Here is a 23,839-nt window from a genome sequence, read left to right on the forward strand (position 1 = left end):
GGCATGAACAGCACGACCGAACGTCAACTGCAGCGCCTGGCGCCCTGGGTGGTGCCGGTGGCCCTGATCGTCGCCTGGCAGCTGGCGGTAGGCAGCGGCCTGCTGTCCAGCCGCATCCTGCCGTCACCGGCGGCGGTACTGGAAGCGGGCTGGAGCCTGGTCAAGAGCGGTGAGCTCTGGCAACACCTGGCCATCAGCGGCTGGCGCGCCGGCATCGGCTTCGCCATCGGCGGCAGCATCGGCCTGGCGCTGGGCTTCATCACCGGGCTGTCGAAATGGGGCGAGCGCCTGCTCGACAGCACCCTGCAGATGGTGCGCAACGTGCCGCACCTGGCGCTGATCCCGCTGGTGATCCTCTGGTTCGGCATCGACGAGTCGGCCAAGCTGTTCCTGGTGGCCCTGGGGGTGTTCTTTCCCATCTACCTCAACACCTACCACGGCATCCGCAACGTCGATCCGGCGCTGGTGGAGATGGCCCGCAGCTACGGCCTCTCCGGGGCGCGGCTGTTCTGGCACGTGGTGCTGCCGGGCGCTCTGCCGGCCATCCTGGTGGGGGTGCGCTTCGCCCTCGGCCTGATGTGGCTGACGCTGATCGTCGCCGAGACCATTTCCGCCAGCTCCGGCATCGGCTACCTGGCGATGAACGCCCGGGAATTCCTGCAAACCGACATTGTGGTGCTGGCCATCCTGCTCTACGCCGTACTCGGCAAGCTGGCGGATCTCGCCGCCCGCGGCCTGGAACGTGCCTGGCTGCGCTGGCACCCGGCCTATCAGAAGGGAGCCCACGCATGACCAGTCTGCAAGCCGTTCCGCCGCTGGCGCGGGGCATCGCCCTGAAGCTGCAACAGGTGGTGAAGACCTTTGGCGAGCGCACCGTGCTCCACGGGATCGATCTGGAGATCCCGGCCGGCCAGTTCGTCGCCGTGGTGGGCCGCAGTGGCTGCGGCAAGAGCACCCTGCTGCGCCTGGTGGCCGGTCTCGACCGCGCCAGTGGCGGCACCCTGCTGGGGCAGGACGAACCCCTGGCGGAGCACCGCGAAGACACCCGGCTGATGTTCCAGGACGCGCGCCTGCTGCCGTGGAAACGCATCATCGACAACGTCGGCCTGGGCCTCAAGGGCGACTGGAAGCCGCGCGCCCTGGAAGCCCTGGCGGCGGTCGGCCTTGCCGATCGCGCCCAGGAATGGCCCTCGGCGCTCTCCGGCGGCCAGAAGCAGCGCGTGGCCCTGGCCCGCGCCCTGATCCACCAGCCGCGCCTGCTCTTGCTGGACGAGCCGCTGGGCGCCCTGGATGCCCTGACCCGCATCGAGATGCAGCAACTCATCGAAGACCTGTGGCAGCGCCATGGCTTCACCGTGCTGCTGGTGACCCACGACGTGGGCGAGGCGGTGGCCCTGGCCGACCGCGTTGTGCTCATCGAAGACGGCCATGTCGGCTTGGATCTCGACGTCAACCTGGTGCGCCCCCGGGCCGCCGGCGATGGCCAGCTGGCCCGCCTGGAAGCCGAGGTGCTGGCCCGGGTGCTGCAGCAGCCGCTCAACCCCGATCTACCCGAAATCGTGCAACCCCTGCCCACGCAACTGCGCTGGGCCTACTGATCGTTCATCCGAGGAGTTCTGCCATGACCATCAAGGCCATCAACGTTCGCAACCAGTTCAAGGGCACCATCAAGGAAATCATTGAGGGCTCGGTGCTTTCCGAGATCGACGTCCAGACCGCCGCCGGCATCGTCACCTCCGTCATCACCACCCGCTCGGTCAAGGAGCTGGAACTCCAGGTGGGCAGCGAGGTGATCGCCTTCGTCAAATCCACCGAGGTGTCCATCGCCAAGCTGTGAGGCGGCCCTGCTGGTGAGGAAACCCGCCCTGGTGGCGGGTTTTTTGTCTTGGCCTGGTGGTGTTGGGCTTCGCTGGCGCTCAACCCAATCTACGGAGTAGCGCGAGGGCGCAGGTTGGGTTGAGCGCAGCGAAGCCCAGGGTGTTCCAGGTTCGAGAGGGCAAATGTCCAGAGCGCCGCTGCCCGAGGCAAAAAACGCCAATGCCCCGGCTGAGCCAGGGACGCGCCTGGGGCCGGGGCGTTGTGAGAGATTCGGAAGGGCAGGGATCAGGCGACGCGCAGGCCCTGGGCCGCCCTCAACTTGGCCAATTGCAGCAGACCTTCTTCCCACTGCCGATGCCCGGAGCGGGTGTTGATATGGCCGGCACCGGGCAGGATATCCAGTTCGCTGCCCCAGTCGCGTGCCAGGGCCTCTGCCCGGGTGAGGCTGATGGCGTGGTCGTTGTCCGAGGTCACTATCCGCGACGGGAAGGGCAGCGGTTGACGCGGCAGCGGCGCGAACCCTACCAACTCCACCGGGCAGCCGGGCCGCTCTACATCGGCCGGAGCGACCAGCAAGGCGGCGAGTACACGCTGCCGTCGGGCCACTGTGGCGCTGGCGGCCCAGCGCGCGACGGTCACGCAACCCAGGCTATGGGCGATCAGCACCACCGGGGCATTGGCTTGGGCGATGGCCGCGTCGAGGGCGGCGATCCAGAGTTGCGGATCGGGACGCTGCCAGTCGTCCTGCTCGACCCGACGGGCGTCAGGCAGCAGGCGTTGCCAGTGCGTTTGCCAATGCTCGGGGCCGGAGCCTTGCCAGCCGGGCAGGATGAGATAGCGGGTCATGGCGGTGCTCCGCGAGGGAAAGAGCGTCGATAGTGCCGCCGGTTGATCCGCAGGAGAAAGAATAAAAGGCGCTTTGGTTATGCCCGGCTTTGGTTGGCAGCGACGAAATCGCGGCCCAGTATGGTCCGCCAATGCTACCGAACCTCGGCGTTTTGCTGATCGCGGCCATGGGCCGCTCCTACACCTTGGATGATCCGTAGGAGCGGCCGCGTCGGCGAACCGCCATGGCCGGATAGAAAAACGTGCGACTACTCGTTCCGCCCCAGTCGTTCCACTTCCTGCAGCCAGCGCAGCCGCTGTTCCTCGTCGGCGGCCCGTACCGGCGAGTACTCGTGGACCTGCAACACCTGGATGCCGCAGGCCTCGAGGCCTTCCTGGATACCCTGGCGATGGGGCGCCTGGTTGCGCAGGCGCTGCCAGGGGGAGGGCGGGGTGTCGGAGGTGACCAGCAACTCGGCGCTGCGGCCGGTCAGCAGCGGCTCGCCGCCCCAGGTCTGGTCGCGCTGGGCGAAGGCGAAGCCCGGTTGCAGCACCCGTTCGAGAAAGCCCGCCAGCACCGCCGGCAGGCCGTTCCACCACACCGGGTAGATGAACACCAGGTGCTCCGCCCAGTGGATCTGCCGCTGGGCTTCCAGCAGATCCGGCTCCAGCGTCTGCGAGAGGTCATAGCCCTCGCGCAGCACCGGATCGAACTGGGCGTCGGCCAGCTTGAGCTGGCGCACCACCTGGCCGCTGGCCTGGGCACCCTGGACATAGGCGTCGGCCAGCGACTGGCAGAAACTGGTGCGCTTGGGATTGCCCTGGATGACCAGCAGGCGCCGGCCATCCCCTTCCAGCGGCGTGGCGCCGCGCGCCTCAGCCACGGCCACCGGCTTCCAGCATGGTTTCCGGACGTACCCACTCGTCGAACTGCGCATCGGTCAGATAGCCGAGCTCCAGCGCGGCAGCGCGCAGGGTCTTGTTCTCCGCATAGGCCTTCTTGGCGATCTCGGCGGCCTTGTCGTAGCCGATGTGCGGATTGAGCGCCGTCACCAGCATCAGCCCCTGTTCCAGGTGCTCGGCCATCTTGTGCTCGTCCGGCTCCATGCCAGTGACGCAATGGGTGTTGAAGTTGCGGCAACCATCGGCCAGCAGGCGAATGGATTCCAGCACGTTGTGGGCGATCACCGGCTTGTAGACGTTGAGCTGCAGATGACCCTGGCTGGCGGCGAAACCCACGGTGACGTCATTGCCGATCACCTGGCAGGCCAGCATGGACAGGGCCTCGCATTGGGTGGGATTGACCTTGCCGGGCATGATGGAGCTGCCCGGTTCGTTGGCCGGCAGCTTCACCTCGGCGAAACCGGCGCGCGGACCGGAACCCAGCAGGCGCAGGTCGTTGGCGATCTTCATCAGGGCCACGGCCAGGGTTTTGAGGCCGCCGTGCAGGGCCACCAGCGGCTCATGGCCGGCGAGGGCGGCGAACTTGTTTGGCGCGGTGACGAAGGGCAGGCCGGTGAGTTCGGCGATTTCCTTGGCGATGGCTTCGTCGAAGCCCTTGGGCGCGTTGAGGCCGGTGCCCACGGCGGTGCCTCCCTGGGCCAGCTCAAGGACCGCCGGCAGGGCGTTACGGATGGCCCGCTCGGCCAGATCCAGCTGGGCGACGAAGGCCGACAGCTCCTGGCCGAAGGTGACCGGAGTGGCGTCCATCATGTGGGTGCGGCCGGTCTTGACCAGGTTCTGGTAGCGCGCCGATTGCAGCGCCAGGCCGCCGGACAGCTCGGCGATGGCCGGCAGCAGGTCGTTCTGCACCGCGAGGGCGGTGGCGATGTGCATGGCGGTGGGGAAGCAGTCGTTGGAGCTCTGGCCGCGATTGACGTGGTCATTGGGATGGACCGGCTGCTTGCCGCCCATGCCGTTGCCGGCCAGCTCGTTGCTGCGCCCGGCGATGACCTCGTTGACGTTCATGTTGCTCTGGGTGCCGCTGCCGGTCTGCCAGACCACCAGGGGAAACTGGTCATCGTGGAAACCATCGAGGATCTCGCTGCTGGCTTTTTCGATCAGGGTGGCGACGTCTTCCGGCAACTCGCCGAGGCGCAGGTTGACTCGCGCGGCCGCCTTCTTCACCGTCGCCAGGGCATGCACCACCGCCAGCGGCATCTGCTGGTTGCCGATGGCGAAGTTTTCCAGCGACCTCTGGGTCTGGGCGCCCCAGTAGACGTCGTCGGCTACTTCGATGGGGCCGATGCTATCGGTTTCGGTGCGGCTCATGGCGGTCTCCGTTGAAGAGGTAGGGTCCAGCTAACTTGGGCAGCAGGTTAGCACCAGGGTTCCCAAATGGGAGGGGTTCTCAAATGGCTGCGGATCCTCGACAAGTTCAGGCCAGGTTCAGCCGCTCTGTGGCACACTCGCGGTCCATTTTCAGCCTCCTGAAGGATGCCCATGAAGAAGACCCTCCGTACGCTTGGCGCCGTCGTTGTGCTCGCCAGCGCCAGCAGCTTCGCCCTGGCCGATGCCAAGAGCCACGCGGCCGACGCGGAGCGCTTTCTCAAGCTGGCCAACGCCGACAAGCTGACCACGCCGGTCTATGCCCAGGTCCAGCAACTCTTCGCCCAGCACTTCGAGCAGGCCAAGGCGCCGGCCAAGAAAGCCGTGCTGGAAAGCTACACCGCCCGCGCCAACCAGGCACTGGACAGCACCATCGGCTGGGAAAAGATCAAGCCCGAGATGGTCAAGCTGTACACCGACAACTTCACCGAAGACGAGTTGGAAGGCCTGATCAAGTTCTACCAGTCCGATCTGGGCAAGAAGATGATCGCGACCCTGCCGCGCCTGTCGGCGCAGTCCGCCCAGCTGACCCAGGCCAAGCTGGAGCAGGCGGTGCCCAAGGTCAACGGCATCCTCGCCGAGATGGACAAGGAGCTGGGCGTGAAGCCGCCGGCCGGTGCCGAGAACGCGCCGCCGCCCGCCAAGCGCTGATTCCAGCCTTTGCCACGACGCCCGGACCCGTTCCGGGCGTCGTCGTTTATGGGCCGACCGAAGCGATTCCGGGCGGGCCGCGACCCCGTTAGACTAGGGGTTCTCACAGTCGAGGTATCCCCATGAGCATGCGCGAACGTATCCAGTCCAGCCTGGGCCTGTTGCAATCCGAGCACCTGGAGGTGCTGGACGAAAGCCACATGCACAGCCGCGGCCAGGAGACCCACTACAAGGCGGTGGTGGTCAGCCAGCACTTCGCCGGTCTCAATGCGGTGAAGCGCCACCAGAAGGTCTACGGCACCCTGGGCGAACTCATGGGCCAATTCCATGCCCTGGCGCTGCACACCTACACCCCGGAAGAGTGGGCGGCCCAGGGCCAGGCACCGGATTCGCCCACCTGCCGCGGCGGCAGCAAGCACGACCTGGCGGGTTGAGTCCCGCGAGCCCTGTTCAGCGGTAGTTTGTATTGGTTAAAATTTGATCGGCGCCGGCATCCTTGCCGGCGTTTTCGTCTAACCGGTCCGCCCTTTGCGAGGGCGACCCCTGGGAACCCGAAGATGACCGACAAGATTGTCGTGGCGGCCTTGTACAAGTTCGTCACCCTGGACGACTACGTCCAATTGCGTGAACCCCTGCTGCAGATCCTCCTGGCGAACGACGTCAAGGGCACCCTGCTGCTGGCCGAGGAAGGCATCAACGGCACCGTCTCCGGCAGCCGCGAAGGCATCGACGCCGTGCTCGCCTGGCTGCGCGCCGATCCGCGCCTGGTCGATATCGACCACAAGGAATCCTACTGCGCCGAGCAGCCCTTCTATCGCACCAAGGTCAAGCTGAAGAAGGAGATCGTCACCCTGGGCGTGCCCGGCGTCGATCCCAACCAGCGCGTGGGTACCTATGTCGAACCCCGGGACTGGAACGCCCTGGTGGACGATCCCGAGGTGCTGGTGATCGATACCCGCAACGACTACGAGGTGGGCATCGGCAGCTTCAAGGGCGCCATCGATCCCAAGACCAAGAGCTTTCGCGATTTCCCGGCCTATATCCGTGAACACTTCGATCCGGCCCGGCACAGGAAGGTCGCTATGTTCTGCACCGGCGGCATCCGCTGCGAGAAGGCGTCGAGCTTCATGCTGCAGGAGGGCTTTCCCGAGGTCTTCCACCTCAAGGGCGGCATCCTCAAGTACCTCGAAGAGGTGCCCGCGGCCGAGTCGCGCTGGGAGGGCGAGTGCTTCGTCTTCGACAACCGCGTGACCGTGACCCATGACCTCGCCGAGGGGGTCTACGACCAGTGCCATGCCTGCCGCACGCCGGTCTCGCCGGAAGACATGCAGTCGCCGCACTACAGCCCCGGCATCAGCTGCCCGCACTGCTGGGATTCGCTGTCGGAAAAGACCCGCGCCGGCGCCCGCGAGCGGCAGAAGCAGATCGAACTGGCGCGCCTGCGCAACGAGCCCCACCCCATAGGTCGCGATCCGCGGCTGAACGCCACGCCCAGCCTCGAGGAGGTCTAGGATGACCGGTCGCCTCCTCTATGTGATGGACCCCATGTGCTCCTGGTGCTGGGGTTTCGCCCCGGTGGTCGAGCGCCTGGCCGAGCGGGCGGCTGCCCAGGACATTCCCCTGCACCTGGTGGTTGGTGGCCTGCGCCGTGAGCGGGTGGCCCAGGACACCGCCAGCCGGGTGCGCACCCTGGCCTACTGGCAGGCGGTGCAGGAGACTACCGGCCAGCCCTTCGCCCTCGACCAGGGACCGCCGGAAGGGCTGGTGTACGACACCGAGCCGGCCTGCCGCGCCCTGGTCGCCGCCCGGCAGCTCGACGAAGAGGCCGTCTGGCCGCTGGCCAAGCGCATCCAGCGGGCCTTCTATGTCGAAGCCCGTGACGTCACCCAGCCGGCGTTGCTGGTGGAACTGGCCGAGGCCTGTGGCCTGCCGCGCATCGAATTCGCCCCGCTGTTCGATGGCGAAGCAGCGCATCAGGCCACCCAGGCCGATTTCGACTGGGCGCTCAACCTGGGCATCGCCGGTTTCCCCACCCTGCTGGCCGAACGGGACGGCCAATTGGCGCTGATCACCAATGGCTACCAGCCGCTGGACGAACTGGAGCCGCTGCTGGACGCCTGGCTCAGCCGCGGCGCGCAGCCGGCGTGAGTCTGGTCATCGACGAGCGCCTAAGGCTGCCCGAGCAGGAAATCCAGCTCACCGCGGTTCGCGCCCAGGGGGCGGGGGGCCAGAACGTCAACAAGGTCTCCAGCGCCGTCCATCTGAGATTCGACATCCAGGCCTCGTCGCTGCCGGAAGCGCTCAAGGAGCGCCTGCTGGCCCTGCGCGACGGGCGCATCAGCCGTGACGGCGTGGTGGTGATCAAGGCGCAGCAATACCGCACCCAGGAGCAGAATCGCGCCGACGCCCTGGAGCGCCTGGCCGCGCTGATCGCCGCCGCCAACGTCCAGGAAAAGCCGCGCCGACCCACCAAGCCCACCTACGGCTCCAAGCAGCGTCGCCTGGAAGGCAAGTCGCGCCGCAGCGGCCTCAAGGCCAGCCGCGGGCGGGTGGATTTCTAGGCGGCGCGTAGCCTGATCTAACGCACCACGATCAGCGCACTGCCGGCCGCTTCCAGCATGTTGCGGGTGTTGCTGCCCATGAAGAAGTGGCGCAGGCGGGAATGGCCGAAGGCGCCCATCACCACGAGCTCCAGGCCGTGCTGCTTGCGATAGCGCTCCAGGCCCAGTTCCACGTCGCCATCGGTGATGGCGGTGGTGACGGTGCGGCCCTGGGCCCTGAGTTCGTCGGCGGCGCGGGCGAGGGCGGCGCGGCGTTCTTCGCGGTCGCGGCCGACGGTCACCAGGTGGCAGGCGAGGCCGTCGAACAGTCGGCAGTTGGCCACCCAGGTCACCGCCTTGCGCGCGCTGCCGCTGTCGTCATAGGCCAGCAGCACGCCGTTGGGTTTGACGAACAGGTGGCCGGCCACCAGCAGCGGGCGATGCAGGAGGCGGATGGCGCTCTCCAGATGGCGACCGATCAACCGCTTGGGCGGGCTGTCCTCGCCCTGGCGGCCCAGCACGATGAGATCGAAGTCCTCCTGCAGACTCTCCAGCGAACCTATCAGATCGCCATGTTGCAGCACGGCGCCGGCGCAGCGGGCCTGCTGCTCCTCTACCCGCAGCTGGGCGGCATCGAGCAGCAACCGCCCCTGGTCTTCGGCGAGATTGCCGCGCTGGGCGTCCAGGGCGGCCAGCTCGGTGAGCAGGTGCTCGCGGTTGACCAGCAGCTGCGGCGTGGCCTGTCCGGGCCGCGGGAAGCGCCGTTGATCCAGTACATGCAGCAGGGTGAGCGGGACATCCAGGGCGAGACCGGCCCAGGCGGCGAAGTCGCAGACGGCGGCGCTGACGGCCGAGCCGTCGAGGCAGGCAAGGATCTTGGACATGGCCGCGGATCTCCGGGAGCAGGACATTGCTGGGAGAGACCCGGCGGCGCCGTTTGGGGTTCAATCGCCGAGGGCGAGGTCGTCCGTCACACCGCCTCGGCGCAGCAGCTGCTTGCAGCGTTGCGACAGGTGCAGCACCCGCACCCGCTTGCCGGCCTTGGCATAGCGTTCGTGCAGGGTGTGCAGCGCCGCCACGGCGGAATAGTCGACGAAACTCAGGTGGCGGCAGTCCACCACGACCCTGGCGGGATCGCCAGCCGGATCGAACTGGTTGAGGAAGGTGGCGGTGGAGGCGAAGAACAGGGTGCCGTGCACCTGGTACCTCTTGCTGCCATCGGCTTCCAGGTGGCTGTCGGCATAGAGCCGCCGGGCGTGCTGCCAGGCGAAGTTGAGCGCGGCCAGGACGATGCCGCAAAGCACCGCGGTGGCGAGGTCGGCGAACACCGTGATGATGGTGACCGCCACGATCATCAGCATGTCGCTGCGTGGCACCCGGTGCAGCACCCTTAGCGAAGCCCAGGCAAAGGTCTGCTGGGCGACCACGAACATGGTGCCGACCAGCGCCGCCAGCGGAATGCGTTCGATCAGCGGCGAGAGAAACAGCACGAAGAGCAGCATCAGCACGCCGGCGACCACTCCCGACAGCCGGCCACGGCCACCCGAACTCAGGTTGATCATGGTCTGGCCGATCATGGCGCAGCCGCCCATGCCGCCGAACAGACCGGATGCCATGTTGGCCGCGCCGAGGGCCACGCACTCACGATTGGGCCGGCCGCGGCTCTCGGTGATCTCGTCGGTGAGATTCAGCGTCAGCAGGGTCTCCAGCAGGCCGACCAGGGCCATCAGCACTGCATAGGGCAGGATGATCTGCAGCGTTTCCAGATTCCAGGGTATGTCGGGCAGCGCCAGCTGTGGCAGGCCGCCGGCGATGTGCGCCATGTCGCCCAGGGTACGGGTCGGCAGGTCGAGGAAATACACCGCCAGGCCGACGCCGAGGATGGCGGCCAGGGCCGGCGGTACGGCGCGGGTCAGGCGCGGCAGGAGCCAGATGATGGCCATGGTCGCTGCGGTCAGCCCCATCATCAGGTACAGCGGGGCGCCGCTGAGCCAGGTCTCACCCTGCTTGAAGTGTTCCAGCTGGGCCAGGGCGATGACGATGGCCAGGCCGTTGACGAACCCCAGCATGACCGGGTGCGGCACCATGCGGATCAGCTTGCCCAGGCGTAAGAGGCCGAAGGCGATCATCAGCAGCCCGCCCAGCACCACCGTGGCCAGCAGGTACTGCACGCCGTGCTGGACCACCAGGGCGATGATGACCACCGCCATGGAGCCGGCGGCGCCGGAGACCATGCCGGGGCGGCCACCGAAGAGGGCGGTGAGGGTGCAGATGAAGAAGGCGCCATAGAGCCCCATCAGTGGATTGAGATGGGCGACCAGGGCGAAGGCGATGCACTCGGGCACCAGGGCGAAGGACGTGGTGAGACCGGCCAGGATGTCGGCGCGGGGAGAGACACTTTTCATGGCGTATCCAGAACGGGCGATGGCACGGCGAGGCGCGATCGCGGAGAGACGACGGGGCAGCAAGACACAGGCACGCGCCGCAGGGGCGGTTACCGGAGGAGGATGGTGCTATGGCGGCGTCGGCAGGCGCTTGGACATGGTGAAGGGGTCCGAAAGCATCGCGAGGAAAGTTAGCGAGCTTAGCATGACTTTCCGGCGCTGCCGAATCGACAGGATAGGCGGGATGCTCTACCGGACGCCTTTCGCCATGCCCGGCCCTTGGGCACCCGCTCGGTGAGTGGCGGCTGGCCAGCGCCGATCCGCTGCCCACGGAGGGCGTACATCCACGCGGAATACCCAGTCCGTTCGTCAGGCCGCGGCGTATCAGGAGACGGAAGGGCGCCTTCCATTGATCGGCGACAACAGCGAAGCGCTCGATAAGCCAGACGGTTGGGTTACTCTTTGTGCAGGGTTCGGCTACGCACCGGACCCAGCCTGAACGAGGATAAGAACCGTGGATATGAACCGTCGGCAATTCTTCAAGGTCGCTGGAGTCGGCCTTGCGGGATCCAGCCTGGCGGCGTTAGGCATGGCTCCCACAGCCGCCTTTGCCGACCAGGTGCGCCATTTCAAACTGGCGCACACCGTGGAAACCCGTAACACCTGTCCCTACTGCTCGGTCGGCTGCGGCCTGATCATGTACAGCATGGGCGACCGGGCCAAGAACGTGGCCCAGAACATCATTCACATCGAGGGCGACGCCGACCACCCGGTCAATCGCGGCACCCTCTGCCCGAAAGGCGCCGGCCTGCTGGATTTCATCCACAGCCCCAACCGCCTCAAGTATCCCGAGGTGCGCAAGCCCGGCAGCAACGAGTGGACCCGCATCAGCTGGGACGAGGCGCTCGGGCGCATCGCCACCCTGATGAAGGAAGACCGCGACGCCAACTTCATCGCAACCAACGACAAGGGCCAGACGGTCAATCGCTGGCTGACCACGGGCTTTCTGGCCGCCTCGGCGTCCTCCAATGAAACCGGTTATCTGACGCACAAGATCGCACGGAGTCTGGGCCTGCTGGCCTTCGACAACCAGGCGCGCGTCTGACACGGCCCGACGGTGGCAGGTCTTGCCCCGACGTTTGGCCGTGGTGCGATGACGAATCATTGGAGCGACATCAAGAACGCCAATCTCGTCCTCATCATGGGCGGCAATGCCGCTGAAGCCCATCCGTGCGGCTTCAAATGGGTCACCGAAGCCAAGGCGCACAACAACGCCCGGCTGATCGTGGTCGATCCGCGTTTCACCCGTTCCGCCTCGGTGGCGGATTACTACGCGCCGATTCGCACCGGCAGCGACATCGCCTTCCTGGGCGGGCTGATCAATTACCTGATCACGAACGACAAGATCCAGCAGGAGTACGTCCGCAACTACACCGACGCCGGGTTCCTGGTGAAGGAAGGCTTCACCTTCGAGGACGGCCTGTACAACGGCTACGACGCCGAGAAGCGCACCTATACCGACAAGGTGAACTGGGGCTATCAGATCGGCGACGACGGCTTCGTCAAGATCGATCCGACGCTGCAGGATCCGCGCTGCGTCTTCCAGTTGATGAAGCAGCACTACAGCCGCTACACCCTGGAAGTGGCCAGCCAGACCTGCGGCACGCCGCCCGAGGCGATTCAGAAGGTCTGGGCCGAAATCGCCGAGACCTCGGCGCCCGGTCGCGTCATGACCATCCTCTATGCCCTGGGCTGGACCCAGCACTCCATCGGTGCGCAGATCATCCGCTGCGGCGCCATGGTGCAGCTGCTCCTGGGCAACATCGGTCTGCCCGGTGGCGGCATGAACGCCCTGCGTGGTCACTCCAACATCCAGGGCCTCACCGACCTGGGTCTGCTGTCGATCCAGCTGCCTGGCTACCTGACCCTTGCCGGCGACGGCGAGCAGGACTACAACGCCTTCATCACCCGGCGCGCCAGCAAACCGCTGCGTCCGGGGCAGATGAGCTACTGGCAGAACTACGGCAAGTTCCACGTCAGCCTGATGAAGGCCTGGTACGGCGACAAGGCCACCAAGGACAACGACTGGTGCTACAACTGGCTACCCAAGGTCGATGTCACCGGCGCCGGCTATGACGTGCTGCGCTATTTCGACATGATGGGCAAGGGCCAGGTCAACGGCTATGTCTGCCAGGGCTTCAACCCCATCGCCGCCTTCCCCAACAAGGCCAAGGTGATGCGCGGGCTGTCCAAGCTCAAGTGGCTGGTGATCATGGATCCCCTGGCTACCGAGACCTCGGAGTTCTGGCGCAACCACGGCGATCACAACGATGTGAACACCGCCGAGATCCAGACCGAGGTGTTCCGCCTGCCCACCACCTGCTTCGCCGAGGAAGACGGCTCCCTGGTCAACTCCAGCCGCTGGCTGCAGTGGCACTACAAGGGCGCCGAGGCACCCGGCGAAGGGCGCAGCGACATCGCCATCATGTCCGAGTTGTTCCTCAAGCTGCGCGAGGCCTATGCCAGGGAGGGCGGGGCCTTCCCCGATCCGATCCTAGGGCTGTCCTGGCCCTACGCCAAGCCCGAGGAGCCGGCGCCGGAAGAACTGGCCAAGGAGTTCAACGGCTACGCCGTCACCGATGTGCTGGATGCCAAGGGCGCGGTCTCGGCGAAGGCCGGTCAGCAGCTCGCCGGCTTCGGCCAGCTGATGGACGATGGCAGCACGGCTTCGGGTTGCTGGATCTTCTGCGGCGCCTGGACCGAGCAGGGCAACCAGATGGCGCGGCGCGACAACAGCGATCCCTTCCACATGGGGCAGACCCTGGGCTGGGCCTGGTCGTGGCCGAACAACAGACGCATCCTCTACAACCGCGCCTCCTCGGATCTCCAGGGCAAGCCCTGGGACCCGAGCAAGAAGCTGGTGTGGTGGAACGACAAGGCGCAGAAGTGGGGCGGCACCGACGTGCCGGACTACAAGATCGACGCCAAGCCGGCCGATGGCATGAGTCCCTTCATCATGAACCCGGAAGGGGTGGCGCGCTTCTTCGCCCTGGACAAGATGGCCGAAGGGCCCTTCCCGGAGCACTACGAGCCGTTCGAGACTCCCATCGGCGTCAACCCGCTGCACCCCAACAACCGCAAGGCCCTCAACAGCCCGGCGGCGCGGGTGCTCAAGGACGACTGGGCGGATTTCGGCGATCGCAAGGATTTCCCCTATGCGGCCACCACCTACCGCCTGACCGAGCACTTCCACTACTGGAGCAAGCACTGCCGCCTCAACGCCATCATCCAGCCGGAGCAGTTCGTCGAGATCGGCGAGGTGCTGGCCAGGCAGAAGGGCATCGCCGCCGGTGATCTGGTGCGCGTCACCTCCAAGCGCGGCCACATCGTCTGCAAGGCGGTGGTGACCAAGCGGATTCGCCCGTTGCAGGTCAATGGCGAGACGGTGCACCACGTCGGCATCCCCATCCACTGGGGTTTCTCCGGTGTGGCGCGGATGGGTTACCTGGCCAATACCCTGACCCCCTTCGTGGGTGACGGGAACACCCAGACGCCCGAGTTCAAGTCGTTCCTCGTCAACGTGGAGAAAGCGTGATGGCAAGCCAGGATATCTATGCCCGCTCCGCGACCACCACGGCCTACACCTCGGTGCGCACCCAGGCGGAAGTGGCCAAGCTGATCGATGTGTCCAAGTGCATCGGCTGCAAGGCCTGCCAGGTCGCCTGCTCGGAATGGAACGAGCTGCGTGACGAGGTGGGCCATACCCACGGCACCTACGACAACCCGGCGGACCTCACCGCGGACTCCTGGACGCTGATGAGGTTCACCGAACACGAGGACGAGGCCGGCAAGCTGGAGTGGCTGATTCGCAAGGATGGCTGCATGCACTGCGCCGAGCCGGGTTGCCTCAAGGCCTGTCCGAGTCCGGGGGCCATCGTCAAGTACGCCAACGGCATCGTCGACTTCAACCAGGACCACTGCATCGGGTGCGGCTACTGCATCGCCGGTTGCCCCTTCGATATCCCGCGGATCTCGAAGAAGGACAACAAGGCCTACAAGTGCTCGCTGTGTTCGGACCGGGTCGGGGTCGGCCTGGAACCGGCCTGCGTGAAGACCTGCCCGACCGGCGCCATCGTCTTCGGCACCAAGGACGCCATGAAGGAGCACGCCGCCGAGCGCATCGTCGATCTCAAGAGCCGCGGCTACGAGAACGCCGGTCTGTACGACCCGGCTGGGGTAGGGGGCACCCACGTCATGTACGTGCTGCACCATGCCGACCAGCCGCAGCTGTACAACCACCTGCCCAAGGACCCGACCATCAGCCCCACCGTGGGCCTGTGGAAGGGCTTCACCAAACCCCTGGCGCTGTTCGCCATGGGCGCAGCGGTGCTGGCCGGCTTCTTCCACTACGTGCGCGTCGGCCCCAACCGGACCGATGACGATGATGAGGTGGTCGAGGCGCCGCCCCGTCCCGAGGGCGATTCGCCCAGGGGTGAGGTCAAGCAGCTGAGTCCGTCCGTGCAGATCTTCGATCCGCACGACAAGCAGCCCTAGCAGGGGTACGCCCCCGGTTTGGCCGGGGGCGTCCTGGGAGATCGAGATGAAACCTGAAATCCAGCGTTACAACGCCAACGAGCGGACCAACCACTGGATCGTGGCGATCCTGTTCTTCATGGCCGGGCTGTCGGGGCTGGCGCTGTTCCATCCCGCGCTGTTCCCGCTGTCGAACCTGTTCGGCGGTGGCACCTGGACGCGCATCCTGCATCCCTTCATGGGCGTGGCGATGTTCGTGTTCTTCGCCTTCCTGGTGATCCGCTTCTGGCGGCACAACAAGATCGGTCGCGAAGACGCCCAGTGGCTCAAGCAGATCAACGATGTCCTGAACAACCGCGAGGAGAAGCTGCCGCCGATCGACAAGTACAACCCCGGGCAGAAGATCCTGTTCTGGGTGCTGCTGGCCTGCATGCTGGTCCTCTTGGTCAGCGGCGTGGTCATCTGGCGGCAGTACTTCGCCCACCTGTTCCCCATCCCGGTGATCCGCCTGGGCGCCCTGGCCCATGCCGTCGCCGCCTTCGTGCTGGTGCTGTCGATCATCGTGCACATCTATGCCGGGATCTGGATCAAGGGCTCGGTGACCGCGATGATGACCGGCTGGGTGAGCCGGGCCTGGGCCAAGAAGCACCACTCGCTGTGGTACGAGAAGGTCACCCGCGAGAAGAAGTGAGTCTTTCCGTTGGGCTTCGCTGCACTTTCCACCTAGACCCATTCAACCCTCTCCCGCCGGGAGAGGGTTGGGGTGAGGGGCAGGGGCCCAACATCTCAACCCGCCCGCTATCCTGAATCCTTTCTCTTCCATCGTTCTGTTAAGGAGCCCTGCCATGGCGGGCCAGATCCTCGAGCCCGGCGAAATCGAAGCCGCGGCCGTCAATCCCGATTTCATCCTACTGCCCGGTGGCGAGTTGTTCGGCTATCGCGCCGACCGCCTGCGCCTGCTGGCCGCCTGCAATGCCCTGGGCGACTACCTCCTGCTGATGGCCGAGGTGTGCGAGGCCCAGCAAGGGGTCTTCGACCATCTCGCGCCCCTGCCGCTGGACGAGGCGCGCAGCGCCCGGAGTCTGCAGCACGGCCTGCCGCCCCTGGGCTACGACACCCTGGTCCGCGACGGCGACTGGCTGCCCGCGCTGGATGCCCTGCTGGACAGCCTCACGCTCGCGCAGGCGCCGGTGCAGGCCGCCCTGGACGAATTGCGCCAGGCCGATGCCGGCCAGCGCAAGGCCTGGGCCATCGCCCTGCTGGCGGGCAGCTACGAGCTGGTGCCGGCCGGCGTGGTGCCCTTCCTTGGCGCAGCTTTGCAGGTGGCCTGGACCCACTGGCTGCAGCGCAGCGACTTCAGCGCCCTGCGCGAACAGGGCAGCCAGACGGCCTGCCCCTGCTGCGGCGCGCCACCCATGGCCGGGGTCATCCATCACCTGGGCAAGGCCAATGGCCTGAGGTACCTCACCTGTTCGCTGTGCGCCTGCGAATGGCACTTCGTGCGGGTCAAGTGCAGCCACTGCGAGACCGGCAAGGGCCTGGGCTACTACTCCCTGAGCACCGACGACGCCAATGCCCAGAAGGCCCCGCTGCGCGCCGAGACCTGCGCCCACTGCAAGACCTACCTCAAGCACCTCTATCGCGACCACGACGCCCGCAGCGAGCCCCTGTCCGCCGACCTCGCCAGCCTGGCGCTGGACGTACGCCTGGCGGAAGAGGGCTACGAGCGCCACGCGCCCAACCTGCTGTTCGCCCCGGGCTAGACCGGGTACGGCGACCGCCCAGGGCACGGCGGTCGCCGCTTCTTCTGTATCCGCATATGGCGGGCTGCCTGGCCCGGTCACTGGAGGCGCACACACCTCCGTTTGCGCTTCGTGGAGCCAAGCCGCGCGAACCTCGGCGAAGCGGCCACCAACGCTGCTTATCGCGCCAAGAGTCGGCCGATGGTGTTCTGTCACCGCGGGGTCATCTTGCAGAGCCAGTCTATCGAAGGGCACAAAACCTTCTATCACACCGGACGGCCAACCCGTCTAGTATGGATATTGCGCCGCTTCGTCGGTGTGCCCATCTGATGAGGGGATAACAATGACCGCAACGTCCGCTTCGCCCATGGTGGGGCTTCCCCCGGAGCCGGCTAGACGCCGGCCTCGGTGCCTGTCGAGCCCCTAGGCCGACGCGACCGGAACTCGCCTTCTGCAGGCCGTGCTGCTGTCGCGGCTGACAACCGGATGAACAAGACCCTGAGGTAGCCAAGAAGATGTCGACCGAATCCAAGTGCCCGTTCAATCACGCCGCCGGCGGCGGTACCACCAACAAGGATTGGTGGCCGAACCAGCTCAATCTCAACTTCCTGCACCAGCATTCCTCGCTTTCCGATCCCATGGGCGAGGAGTTCGACTACGCCACCGAATTCAAGAGCCTCGACCTGGAAGCCGTGAAGGCCGACCTGCGCGCCGTGATGACCGATTCCCAGGACTGGTGGCCCGCCGACTTCGGCCACTACGGCCCGCTGTTCGTGCGCATGGCCTGGCACAGCGCCGGCACCTATCGCGTCGGTGACGGCCGTGGCGGCGCCGGTCAGGGTCAGCAGCGCTTCGCGCCGCTCAACAGCTGGCCGGACAACGTCAGCCTGGACAAGGCGCGCCGGCTGATCTGGCCGGTCAAGCAGAAGTATGGCCGCAAGATCTCCTGGGCCGACCTCATCGTCCTCACCGGCAACGTCGCCCTGGAATCCATGGGCTTCAAGACCTTCGGCTTCTCCGGCGGGCGCCAGGACGTCTGGGAACCGGACGACGCGGTGTTCTGGGGTTCGGAAACCGTCTGGCTGGGCGGTGATGTCCGCTACGGCGAGCACAAGCAGATGGAGCAGCCCGGTGACGGCGTGCTGACCGCGCAGCCCGAGCAGCATCCGGTCGAGCAGAGCCGCAACCTGGGTTCCAGCCGCATGCTGGAGAACCCGCTGGCTGCCGTGCAGATGGGTCTGATCTACGTGAACCCCGAAGGTCCCAACGGTAATCCCGATCCGGTGGCCTCGGCCCACGACATCCGCGAGACCTTTGGCCGCATGGCCATGAACGACGAGGAAACCGTCGCCCTGATCGCCGGCGGCCACGCCTTCGGCAAGACCCACGGTGCGGGCCCGGCCACCAGCGTCGGCGCCGAGCCGGAAGCGGCCGACCTGGAGCAGCAGGGCTTTGGCTGGCACAACAGCTACGGCACCGGCAAGGGCGCCGACACCATCACCAGCGGCCTCGAAGTGACCTGGACCTCCACGCCCACCCGCTGGAGCAACGAATACTTCGAGAACATGTTCAAGTTCGAGTGGGAGCTGTTCAAGAGCCCGGCCGGTGCCCACCAGTGGCGGCCGAAGAATGGCGCTGGCGCCGGTGCCGTGCCCGATGCCCACGATCCCAGCAAGCGTCACCAGCCGACCATGCTGACCTCGGACCTGGCGCTGCGCTTCGATCCGGCCTACGAGAAGATCTCCCGGCGCTTCCTGGAGAACCCGGACCAGCTGGCCGATGCCTTCGCCCGCGCCTGGTTCAAGCTGACCCACAGGGACATGGGTCCGTTGGCCCGCTACCTGGGCCCGGAAACCCCGGCCGAGGAACTGCTGTGGCAGGACCCGCTGCCGAAGGCCGAAGGCGCGCCGCTGGGCGAAGCCGAGGTCAAGGCACTCAAGGACAAGCTGGCCGCCTCCGGTCTGAGCGTGTCCGAACTGGTCGGTACCGCCTGGGCGGCGGCTTCCAGCTTCCGCGGTTCCGACAAGCGCGGCGGGGCCAACGGCGGCCGGCTGCGCCTGGCGCCGCAAAAGGACTGGGCCGTCAACCAGCCGGCGCAACTGGCCAAGGTGCTAGGCGTGCTGGAAGGCATCCAGAGTGACTTCAAGGGGCAGGGCAAGCAGGTCTCCATCGCCGACCTGATCGTGCTGGCCGGTAGCGTCGGGGTGGAAAAGGCCGCTCAGGCAGCCGGTCACTCGATCACCGTACCCTTCACCCCGGGCCGCGTGGACGCCTCCCAGGAGCAGACCGATGTCGAGTCCTTCGGGCATCTGGAGCCCTGGGCCGATGGCTTCCGCAACTACGTCGGCGGTCAGTTCAAGGTGAAGTCCGAGTTCCTGCTGGTGGACAAGGCGCACCTGCTCAATCTGACCGCGCCGGAACTGACGGTGCTGCTGGGCGGCCTGCGCGTGCTGGACATCAACGTCGGCGGCGCCAAGCATGGCGTCTTCACCCAGCGGCCGCAGACCCTGACCAACGACTTCTTCGTCAACCTGCTGGACATGGGCACCGAGTGGAAGGCCACCGGTCCGGACAAGACCACCTTCGAAGGCCGCGACCGCAAGACCGGTGCCGTGAAGTGGACCGGTACCCGGGTCGACCTGGTGTTCGGCTCCCACGCCCAGCTGCGCGCTCTGAGCGAGGTCTACGGCAGTGCCGACGCCCAGGAGAAGTTCGTCAAGGACTTCGTCAAGGTTTGGACCAAGGTGATGGAACTGGATCGGTTCGATCTGCGCTGATCGCCATGCGATGACTGAAAACGCCTCCTTCGGGAGGCGTTTTTTTTGGCCTCGCCAGCGAACCACCGTCCATCGCCGATCGATGGCGAATCGAGTGGAAGGCGCAGCGTGGAGCCATTCCGGCACCCGCGAGGCGAGGGTCCGCCAGCCTTAAGCAAACCCTAAGCGCGCCTTAAGGAGCGCGTAACCCGGGAGATACAAACTGCGCTAAACACCCAGAGGCTGTCCCCCATGGAAGCGCTTGCCGAACTCTCCCTCAGTCTGGTCGAAGGCCCCATTCGCCCCGATCTGTGCCGCGATGAAGTCCTCGCCGATCTGTTCGAGGCCACCGCGGCGCGGGCGCCGGAGCGGCCCGCCCTGCTCGAAGGCGAGCGCAGCCTGAGCTACGGCGAACTGAACGCCTGGGCCGACCGCGCCGCCTCGCGGCTGCTGGCCGCCGGCGCCGGGCCCGGCCGCGTGGTCGGCCTCTGGCTGCCGCGCGGCATCGAGTTGCTGGTGATGCAACTGGCCATCGCCAAGACCGGCGCCGCCTGGCTGCCCTGCGATGCAGAAACCCCGGCCGACCGCGTGGCCCTGTGCCTGGAAGACGCCCAGGCGGTGGGGGTGATCACCGGGGCGCCCTTCGCCGATCTGCTGGCGCGTCCCGGGTTGCAGTGCTGGACCCCGGACGCGCTGGGCGCCGCCCTGGCCCAGGGTGAAACCTTGCGTCGGCGCGGCCTGGTCTCTCCGGACAACCTGGCCTACCTGATCTACACCTCCGGCTCCACCGGCAAGCCCAAGGGCATCGGCATCCGCCAGGATAGCATCTGCCACTTCCTGCGCAGCGAGAATTCCCTGCTCGGTATCGAGGCCGGCGATCGGGTCTACCAGGGGTTCTCGGTGGCCTTCGACATGTCCTTCGAAGAGATCTGGATCAGCTACCTGGTGGGCGCCACCCTCTGGCTGGCCCCGCGGGAGATCACCGCCGATCCCGAGGCACTGGCCCGCGCCCTGACCGCCAACCGCATCAGCGTGCTGCACGTGGTGCCGACCCTGCTGGCGCTGCTGCCGGAAGACGTCCCCAGCCTGCGCCTGATCAACCTCGGCGGCGAGATGTGCCCCGAACCGTTGGTGGCGCGCTGGAGCCGACCGCAGCGGCAGTTGTTCAACACCTATGGCCCGAGCGAGGCCACCGTCTCGGCGAGTCTGGCGCAGCTGCAACCGGGCGAGCCGGTGACCATCGGCCGCCCGCTGCCCAACTACAGCCTGCTGGTGGTGCCTGCCGATGCCAGCCAGCCGCTGGCGCTGCTGCCGCGCGATCAGGTGGGCGAACTCTGCATCACCGGTCCCGGCGTGGCCGATGGCTACCTGGGCCGCCCGGAGCTGACCGCCGAGAAATTCCTGCCCAATCCCTGGAGCACCGGCAGCCACGACCTCAAGCTCTATCGCACCGGCGACCTGGCACGGGTCGACGAACACGGCCAGGTGCATTGCCTGGGCCGCGTCGACGACCAGGTCAAGATCCGCGGCTATCGCGTCGAACTGGGCGAGATCGAAGCCACCCTGGCCCGGCAACCCGGCGTCGGGACCGTGGCCGTGGTGCTGCGCGAAGAGGGCGGCGTGGAGCAGCTGGTGGCCTTCCTGGTCGGCGATGGCGGCCCGCTGCCGCGCAGCGACCTGCTGCGCACCGAGCTGGCCGGTTGCCTGCCGCTGTACATGGTGCCCAGTCGCTTCGAATGGCTCGGCGAGATGCCACGGCTGAATTCCGGCAAGATCGATCGCAAGCAGCTGCGGGCCCGCCCCCTGGCCATCGCTGCCGTGGCGCCGGTCGCCCCGGCCAGTGGCGCCCTGGGTGCGCTGCTGGTGGCCACCGCCGAACTCTTCCCCGGTCAGCCGCTGCACGCCGAGATGGATTTCTTCGACGACCTGGGCGGGCACTCGCTGTTCGCCGCCCGCCTGGTCTCGCGCCTGCGCCAGGATCCGCGCTATGCCAGTGCCACGGTCAAGGCGGTCTATGCCGGCCGCACCCTGGGCGCCATCGCCGAGGCCCTGGAGGCCGACGCCGCCGAAGCGGGCGCGACGACGGCCACCGAGGCCTGGGCGCCGCCCAGCCGCTGGCGGCGCTGGCGCTGTGGCCTGGCCCAGGCGGTGGCGCTGCCCCCGCTGCTGACCCTGCGTCTGGGTCGCTGGCTGGCGCCCTTCCTGGCCTTCCCGCTGCTGATCCATTCCGGTACCGCGCTGCCCCTGGCGATGCTGACCGCTCTCAGTCTGTTCGTCCTGGCCATCGGCCTGGAATTCGCCGTGGCCGTGGTGGGCAAACGCCTCACCGGGCGCCTGCAGCCAGGTCGCTATCCGCTCTGGGGCCTGACCTACTACCGCTGGTGGCTGGGTGAGCGCTTTCTCGCCCTGGCGCCGGCCTACCTGCTCAGCGGCTCGCCGCTGGCACGGGGCTGGCTGCGCCTGCTCGGGGCTCAGGTCGGCGCCGAGGCCTTCGTCGGTACCCTGACCCTGCGCGTCCCCGAGTTGCTGACCCTGGGGCAGGGCGCCAGCCTGGGCAATGGCGTCAACTTCGAAAATGCCCGGGTGCTGCGCGGCGAATTGCTGCTCGGCGCCGTGACCCTGGGTCGCGAAGCCCAGGTCGGCTCCTATGCCATCCTCGAAGGCGACACCGCCGTCGGTGACGGCGCGCGCCTGCAGGCCCAGTCCGCCCTGCGCAGCGGTCAGCGCATCCCCGCCGGCCGCCACTGGGGCGGCGCACCGGCCCATGACCAGGGCGCCGCCGGTGCCCGCGTCCTGCCGCCGGTCCCGGTGTCCGGTGCCCAGCGTGCCCTGCTCAAAGGGCTCTATGCCCTCAGCGGTCTGGTGGTCTCGGTGCTGTTCTTCATGCCGCTGTTTCCCCTGGCGCTGCTGATCGACGAACTGGAAAGCTTCGGTGGACTGCCCTGGTGGCACACCTCTTCGCTGCTGCTCGATGCCCTGCAATACGGGGTACTGGCCCTGCCGCTGGGCGTGGTCAGCGTCGCCCTGACCCTGCTTGGTTGCGCCCTGGCGCGGCGGCTGATCCTGCCGCGGCTGGAAGAAGGCCAGTGGTCGGTCGACAGCCTCTTCTACTGGCGCAAGTGGCTGGCCAACCTGATCCAGGAGTCGGCGCTGCAGAGTCTGCAGGGCCTCTATGCCACGGTCTATTCGGCGCTCTGGTATCGCCTGCTGGGTGCCCGGGTCGGTCGCGATGCGGAGATTTCCACCGCCCAGGGCCCGGTCTCCTCGCTGCTTGAGCTGGGCGCCGAGACCTTTATCGCCGATGCCGTGATGCTCGGTGACGAACAGGTCGCCCAGGGCTGGATGACCCTCAGACGCACCTCCATCGCCCGGCGCAGTTTCGTCGGCAATGGCGCCTATGTCGCCGACGGCTGCCACATCCCCGAAGACGCCCTGATCGGTGTCCTGGGTCGACTCGACGAAGGCGTGCCCCTGCGCCAGGGCGAAACCTGGCTCGGCTCGCCGGCGGTCCGGCTGCCGGCGCGGGAAACCCTGACCGGCTACCCGGAAAGCCTGACCTTCCGCCCGGCCCCCTGGCGCCGAGTGGCGCGTGGCCTGATCGAGGCCCTGCGCATCGTGCTGCCCACCGGCTTCACCGTGGCCGCCGGCTGCGCCATCGCCGAGGCCCTGGTGCCGCTGTGGCAGCAGGGCGCCTGGCTGCAGCTGCTCGGCGAGACGCTGCTGGCCGGCAGCGCCTTCGCCCTGGCCAGCTTCCTGGTGGTGCTGGGGCTCAAGTGGCTGGTGGTAGGCCGTTATCGCCCGCGTTCGGCGCCCATGTGGACCTTTTTCGTCTGGCGCAGCGAAGCCATCACCAGCCTCTACGAAACCCTGGCGGTGCCCAATCTGCTCGGCACCCTGCGCGGCACGCCCTGGCTGCCGCTGGCGCTGCGCCTGCTCGGCGCACGCCTAGGTCGCGGCACCTACCTGGATACCACCGACCTCACCGAATTCGACTGCGTGCGCCTCGGTGACCACGGCGAACTCAACGCCCTGGCCGGGCCCCAGACCCACCTGTTCGAAGACCGGGTGATGAAGGTCGGCGAGGTGGAGCTGGGCAAGGGCGTCAACCTGGGGCCGCGCAGCGTGGTGCTCTATGGCGCCCGCGTCGGCGACGACGTGGAACTGGGCCCGCTGTCGCTGGTGATGAAGGGCGAAACCCTGCCGGATCGCTCGCGCTGGGAGGGCAACCCCGTTCAGCCCCGGCGCTAGGACTGTCACACAAC

19 protein-coding genes are annotated in these 23,839 nt (G+C 67.1%); 14 read left to right on the top strand and 5 right to left on the bottom strand.

Annotation, left to right across the window (positions count from 1 at the left end; translation table 11 throughout):
* Positions 1-3 precede the first annotated feature (3 nt).
* From ssuC to EC839_RS00115, 3 genes are read left to right on the top strand one after another with little or no spacing between them, the layout of a single operon-like run.
* A complete protein-coding gene (gene ssuC, locus EC839_RS00105; protein ID WP_132831707.1) occupies positions 4-792 on the top strand; it encodes an aliphatic sulfonate ABC transporter permease SsuC in 789 nt (262 codons plus the stop codon).
* Positions 789-1,598, top strand: coding sequence for an aliphatic sulfonates ABC transporter ATP-binding protein (gene ssuB, locus EC839_RS00110; protein WP_132831708.1), 810 nt, complete (start codon positions 789-791; stop codon positions 1,596-1,598). The genes ssuC and ssuB overlap by 4 nt, the downstream gene beginning before the upstream one ends.
* A gap of 23 nt (positions 1,599-1,621) precedes the next feature.
* Entirely contained in the window at positions 1,622-1,837 is a 216-nt protein-coding gene (locus tag EC839_RS00115; RefSeq protein ID WP_007163030.1) for a molybdopterin-binding protein, read from the top strand.
* Positions 1,838-2,103: 266 nt separating this feature from the next.
* On the opposite strand, the gene EC839_RS00120 is transcribed toward EC839_RS00115, so the two are convergent.
* The 3 genes from EC839_RS00120 to EC839_RS00130 all read right to left on the bottom strand — a co-directional run bounded on the left by EC839_RS00120 (position 2,104) and on the right by EC839_RS00130 (position 4,914).
* The gene (locus EC839_RS00120) at positions 2,104-2,664 is read right to left on the bottom strand and encodes an alpha/beta hydrolase (RefSeq protein WP_132831709.1); all 561 of its coding nucleotides are present in this window, start codon (positions 2,662-2,664) and stop codon (positions 2,104-2,106) included.
* A 248-nt stretch (positions 2,665-2,912) separates the two neighbouring features.
* Entirely contained in the window at positions 2,913-3,533 is a 621-nt protein-coding gene (locus EC839_RS00125; RefSeq protein WP_007162355.1) for an NAD(P)H-dependent oxidoreductase, read from the bottom strand.
* Positions 3,520-4,914, bottom strand: a complete 1,395-nt coding sequence (locus EC839_RS00130) for a class II fumarate hydratase (RefSeq protein WP_132831710.1) — start codon at positions 4,912-4,914, stop codon at positions 3,520-3,522. The genes EC839_RS00125 and EC839_RS00130 overlap by 14 nt, the downstream gene beginning before the upstream one ends.
* A 171-nt stretch (positions 4,915-5,085) precedes the next feature.
* On the opposite strand from EC839_RS00130, the gene EC839_RS00135 reads away from it, so the two are divergent.
* The 5 genes from EC839_RS00135 to arfB all read left to right on the top strand — a co-directional run bounded on the left by EC839_RS00135 (position 5,086) and on the right by arfB (position 8,183).
* Complete coding sequence (locus tag EC839_RS00135; RefSeq protein WP_037006907.1) at positions 5,086-5,622, top strand: DUF2059 domain-containing protein; 537 nt, start codon at positions 5,086-5,088, stop codon at positions 5,620-5,622.
* Between the two features lie 122 nt (positions 5,623-5,744).
* Positions 5,745-6,056, top strand: a complete 312-nt coding sequence (locus tag EC839_RS00140) for a BolA family transcriptional regulator (RefSeq protein WP_132831711.1) — start codon at positions 5,745-5,747, stop codon at positions 6,054-6,056.
* Between the two features lie 123 nt (positions 6,057-6,179).
* Positions 6,180-7,133: a rhodanese-related sulfurtransferase gene (locus tag EC839_RS00145; protein WP_132831712.1), complete on the top strand. Its 954-nt coding sequence runs from the start codon at positions 6,180-6,182 to the stop codon at positions 7,131-7,133.
* 1 nt (position 7,134) lies between these two features.
* Entirely contained in the window at positions 7,135-7,770 is a 636-nt protein-coding gene (locus EC839_RS00150) for a DsbA family protein (RefSeq protein ID WP_132831713.1), read from the top strand.
* A gap of 2 nt (positions 7,771-7,772) precedes the next feature.
* On the top strand, positions 7,773-8,183 hold the full coding sequence (gene arfB / locus EC839_RS00155) for an alternative ribosome rescue aminoacyl-tRNA hydrolase ArfB (protein WP_132832167.1): 411 nt from the start codon (positions 7,773-7,775) through the stop codon (positions 8,181-8,183).
* A gap of 17 nt (positions 8,184-8,200) precedes the next feature.
* On the opposite strand, the gene EC839_RS00160 is transcribed toward arfB, so the two are convergent.
* The gene (locus tag EC839_RS00160) at positions 8,201-9,046 is read right to left on the bottom strand and encodes a universal stress protein (RefSeq protein ID WP_132831714.1); all 846 of its coding nucleotides are present in this window, start codon (positions 9,044-9,046) and stop codon (positions 8,201-8,203) included.
* 60 nt (positions 9,047-9,106) lie between these two features.
* Positions 9,107-10,567 (bottom strand): SulP family inorganic anion transporter, encoded by a 1,461-nt coding sequence (locus EC839_RS00165; protein WP_132831715.1) that lies wholly within the window; start codon positions 10,565-10,567, stop codon positions 9,107-9,109.
* 493 nt (positions 10,568-11,060) lie between these two features.
* Here EC839_RS00165 and fdnG point away from each other — a divergent pair, with 493 nt between their 5' ends.
* The 6 genes from fdnG to EC839_RS00200 all read left to right on the top strand — a co-directional run bounded on the left by fdnG (position 11,061) and on the right by EC839_RS00200 (position 23,825).
* Positions 11,061-14,141, top strand: a complete 3,081-nt coding sequence (gene fdnG, locus EC839_RS00175) for a formate dehydrogenase-N subunit alpha (protein ID WP_165904641.1) — start codon at positions 11,061-11,063, stop codon at positions 14,139-14,141.
* Positions 14,141-15,100: a formate dehydrogenase subunit beta gene (gene fdxH, locus EC839_RS00180; RefSeq protein WP_132831717.1), complete on the top strand. Its 960-nt coding sequence runs from the start codon at positions 14,141-14,143 to the stop codon at positions 15,098-15,100. Before fdnG ends, fdxH begins: the two co-directional genes overlap by 1 nt.
* A gap of 46 nt (positions 15,101-15,146) precedes the next feature.
* The gene (locus EC839_RS00185; protein WP_132831718.1) at positions 15,147-15,770 is read left to right on the top strand and encodes a formate dehydrogenase subunit gamma; all 624 of its coding nucleotides are present in this window, start codon (positions 15,147-15,149) and stop codon (positions 15,768-15,770) included.
* A 154-nt stretch (positions 15,771-15,924) separates the two neighbouring features.
* Complete coding sequence (fdhE, locus tag EC839_RS00190) at positions 15,925-16,842, top strand: formate dehydrogenase accessory protein FdhE (protein ID WP_132831719.1); 918 nt, start codon at positions 15,925-15,927, stop codon at positions 16,840-16,842.
* Between the two features lie 494 nt (positions 16,843-17,336).
* Positions 17,337-19,598 (top strand): catalase/peroxidase HPI, encoded by a 2,262-nt coding sequence (gene katG, locus EC839_RS00195; protein ID WP_132831720.1) that lies wholly within the window; start codon positions 17,337-17,339, stop codon positions 19,596-19,598.
* 231 nt (positions 19,599-19,829) lie between these two features.
* Positions 19,830-23,825, top strand: coding sequence for a Pls/PosA family non-ribosomal peptide synthetase (locus tag EC839_RS00200; protein ID WP_132831721.1), 3,996 nt, complete (start codon positions 19,830-19,832; stop codon positions 23,823-23,825).
* Positions 23,826-23,839 lie beyond the last annotated feature (14 nt).

It is taken from the genome of Pseudomonas sp. JUb52, from assembly GCF_004341115.1.
GTDB classification, from domain to species: domain Bacteria; phylum Pseudomonadota; class Gammaproteobacteria; order Pseudomonadales; family Pseudomonadaceae; genus Chryseomonas; species Chryseomonas oryzihabitans.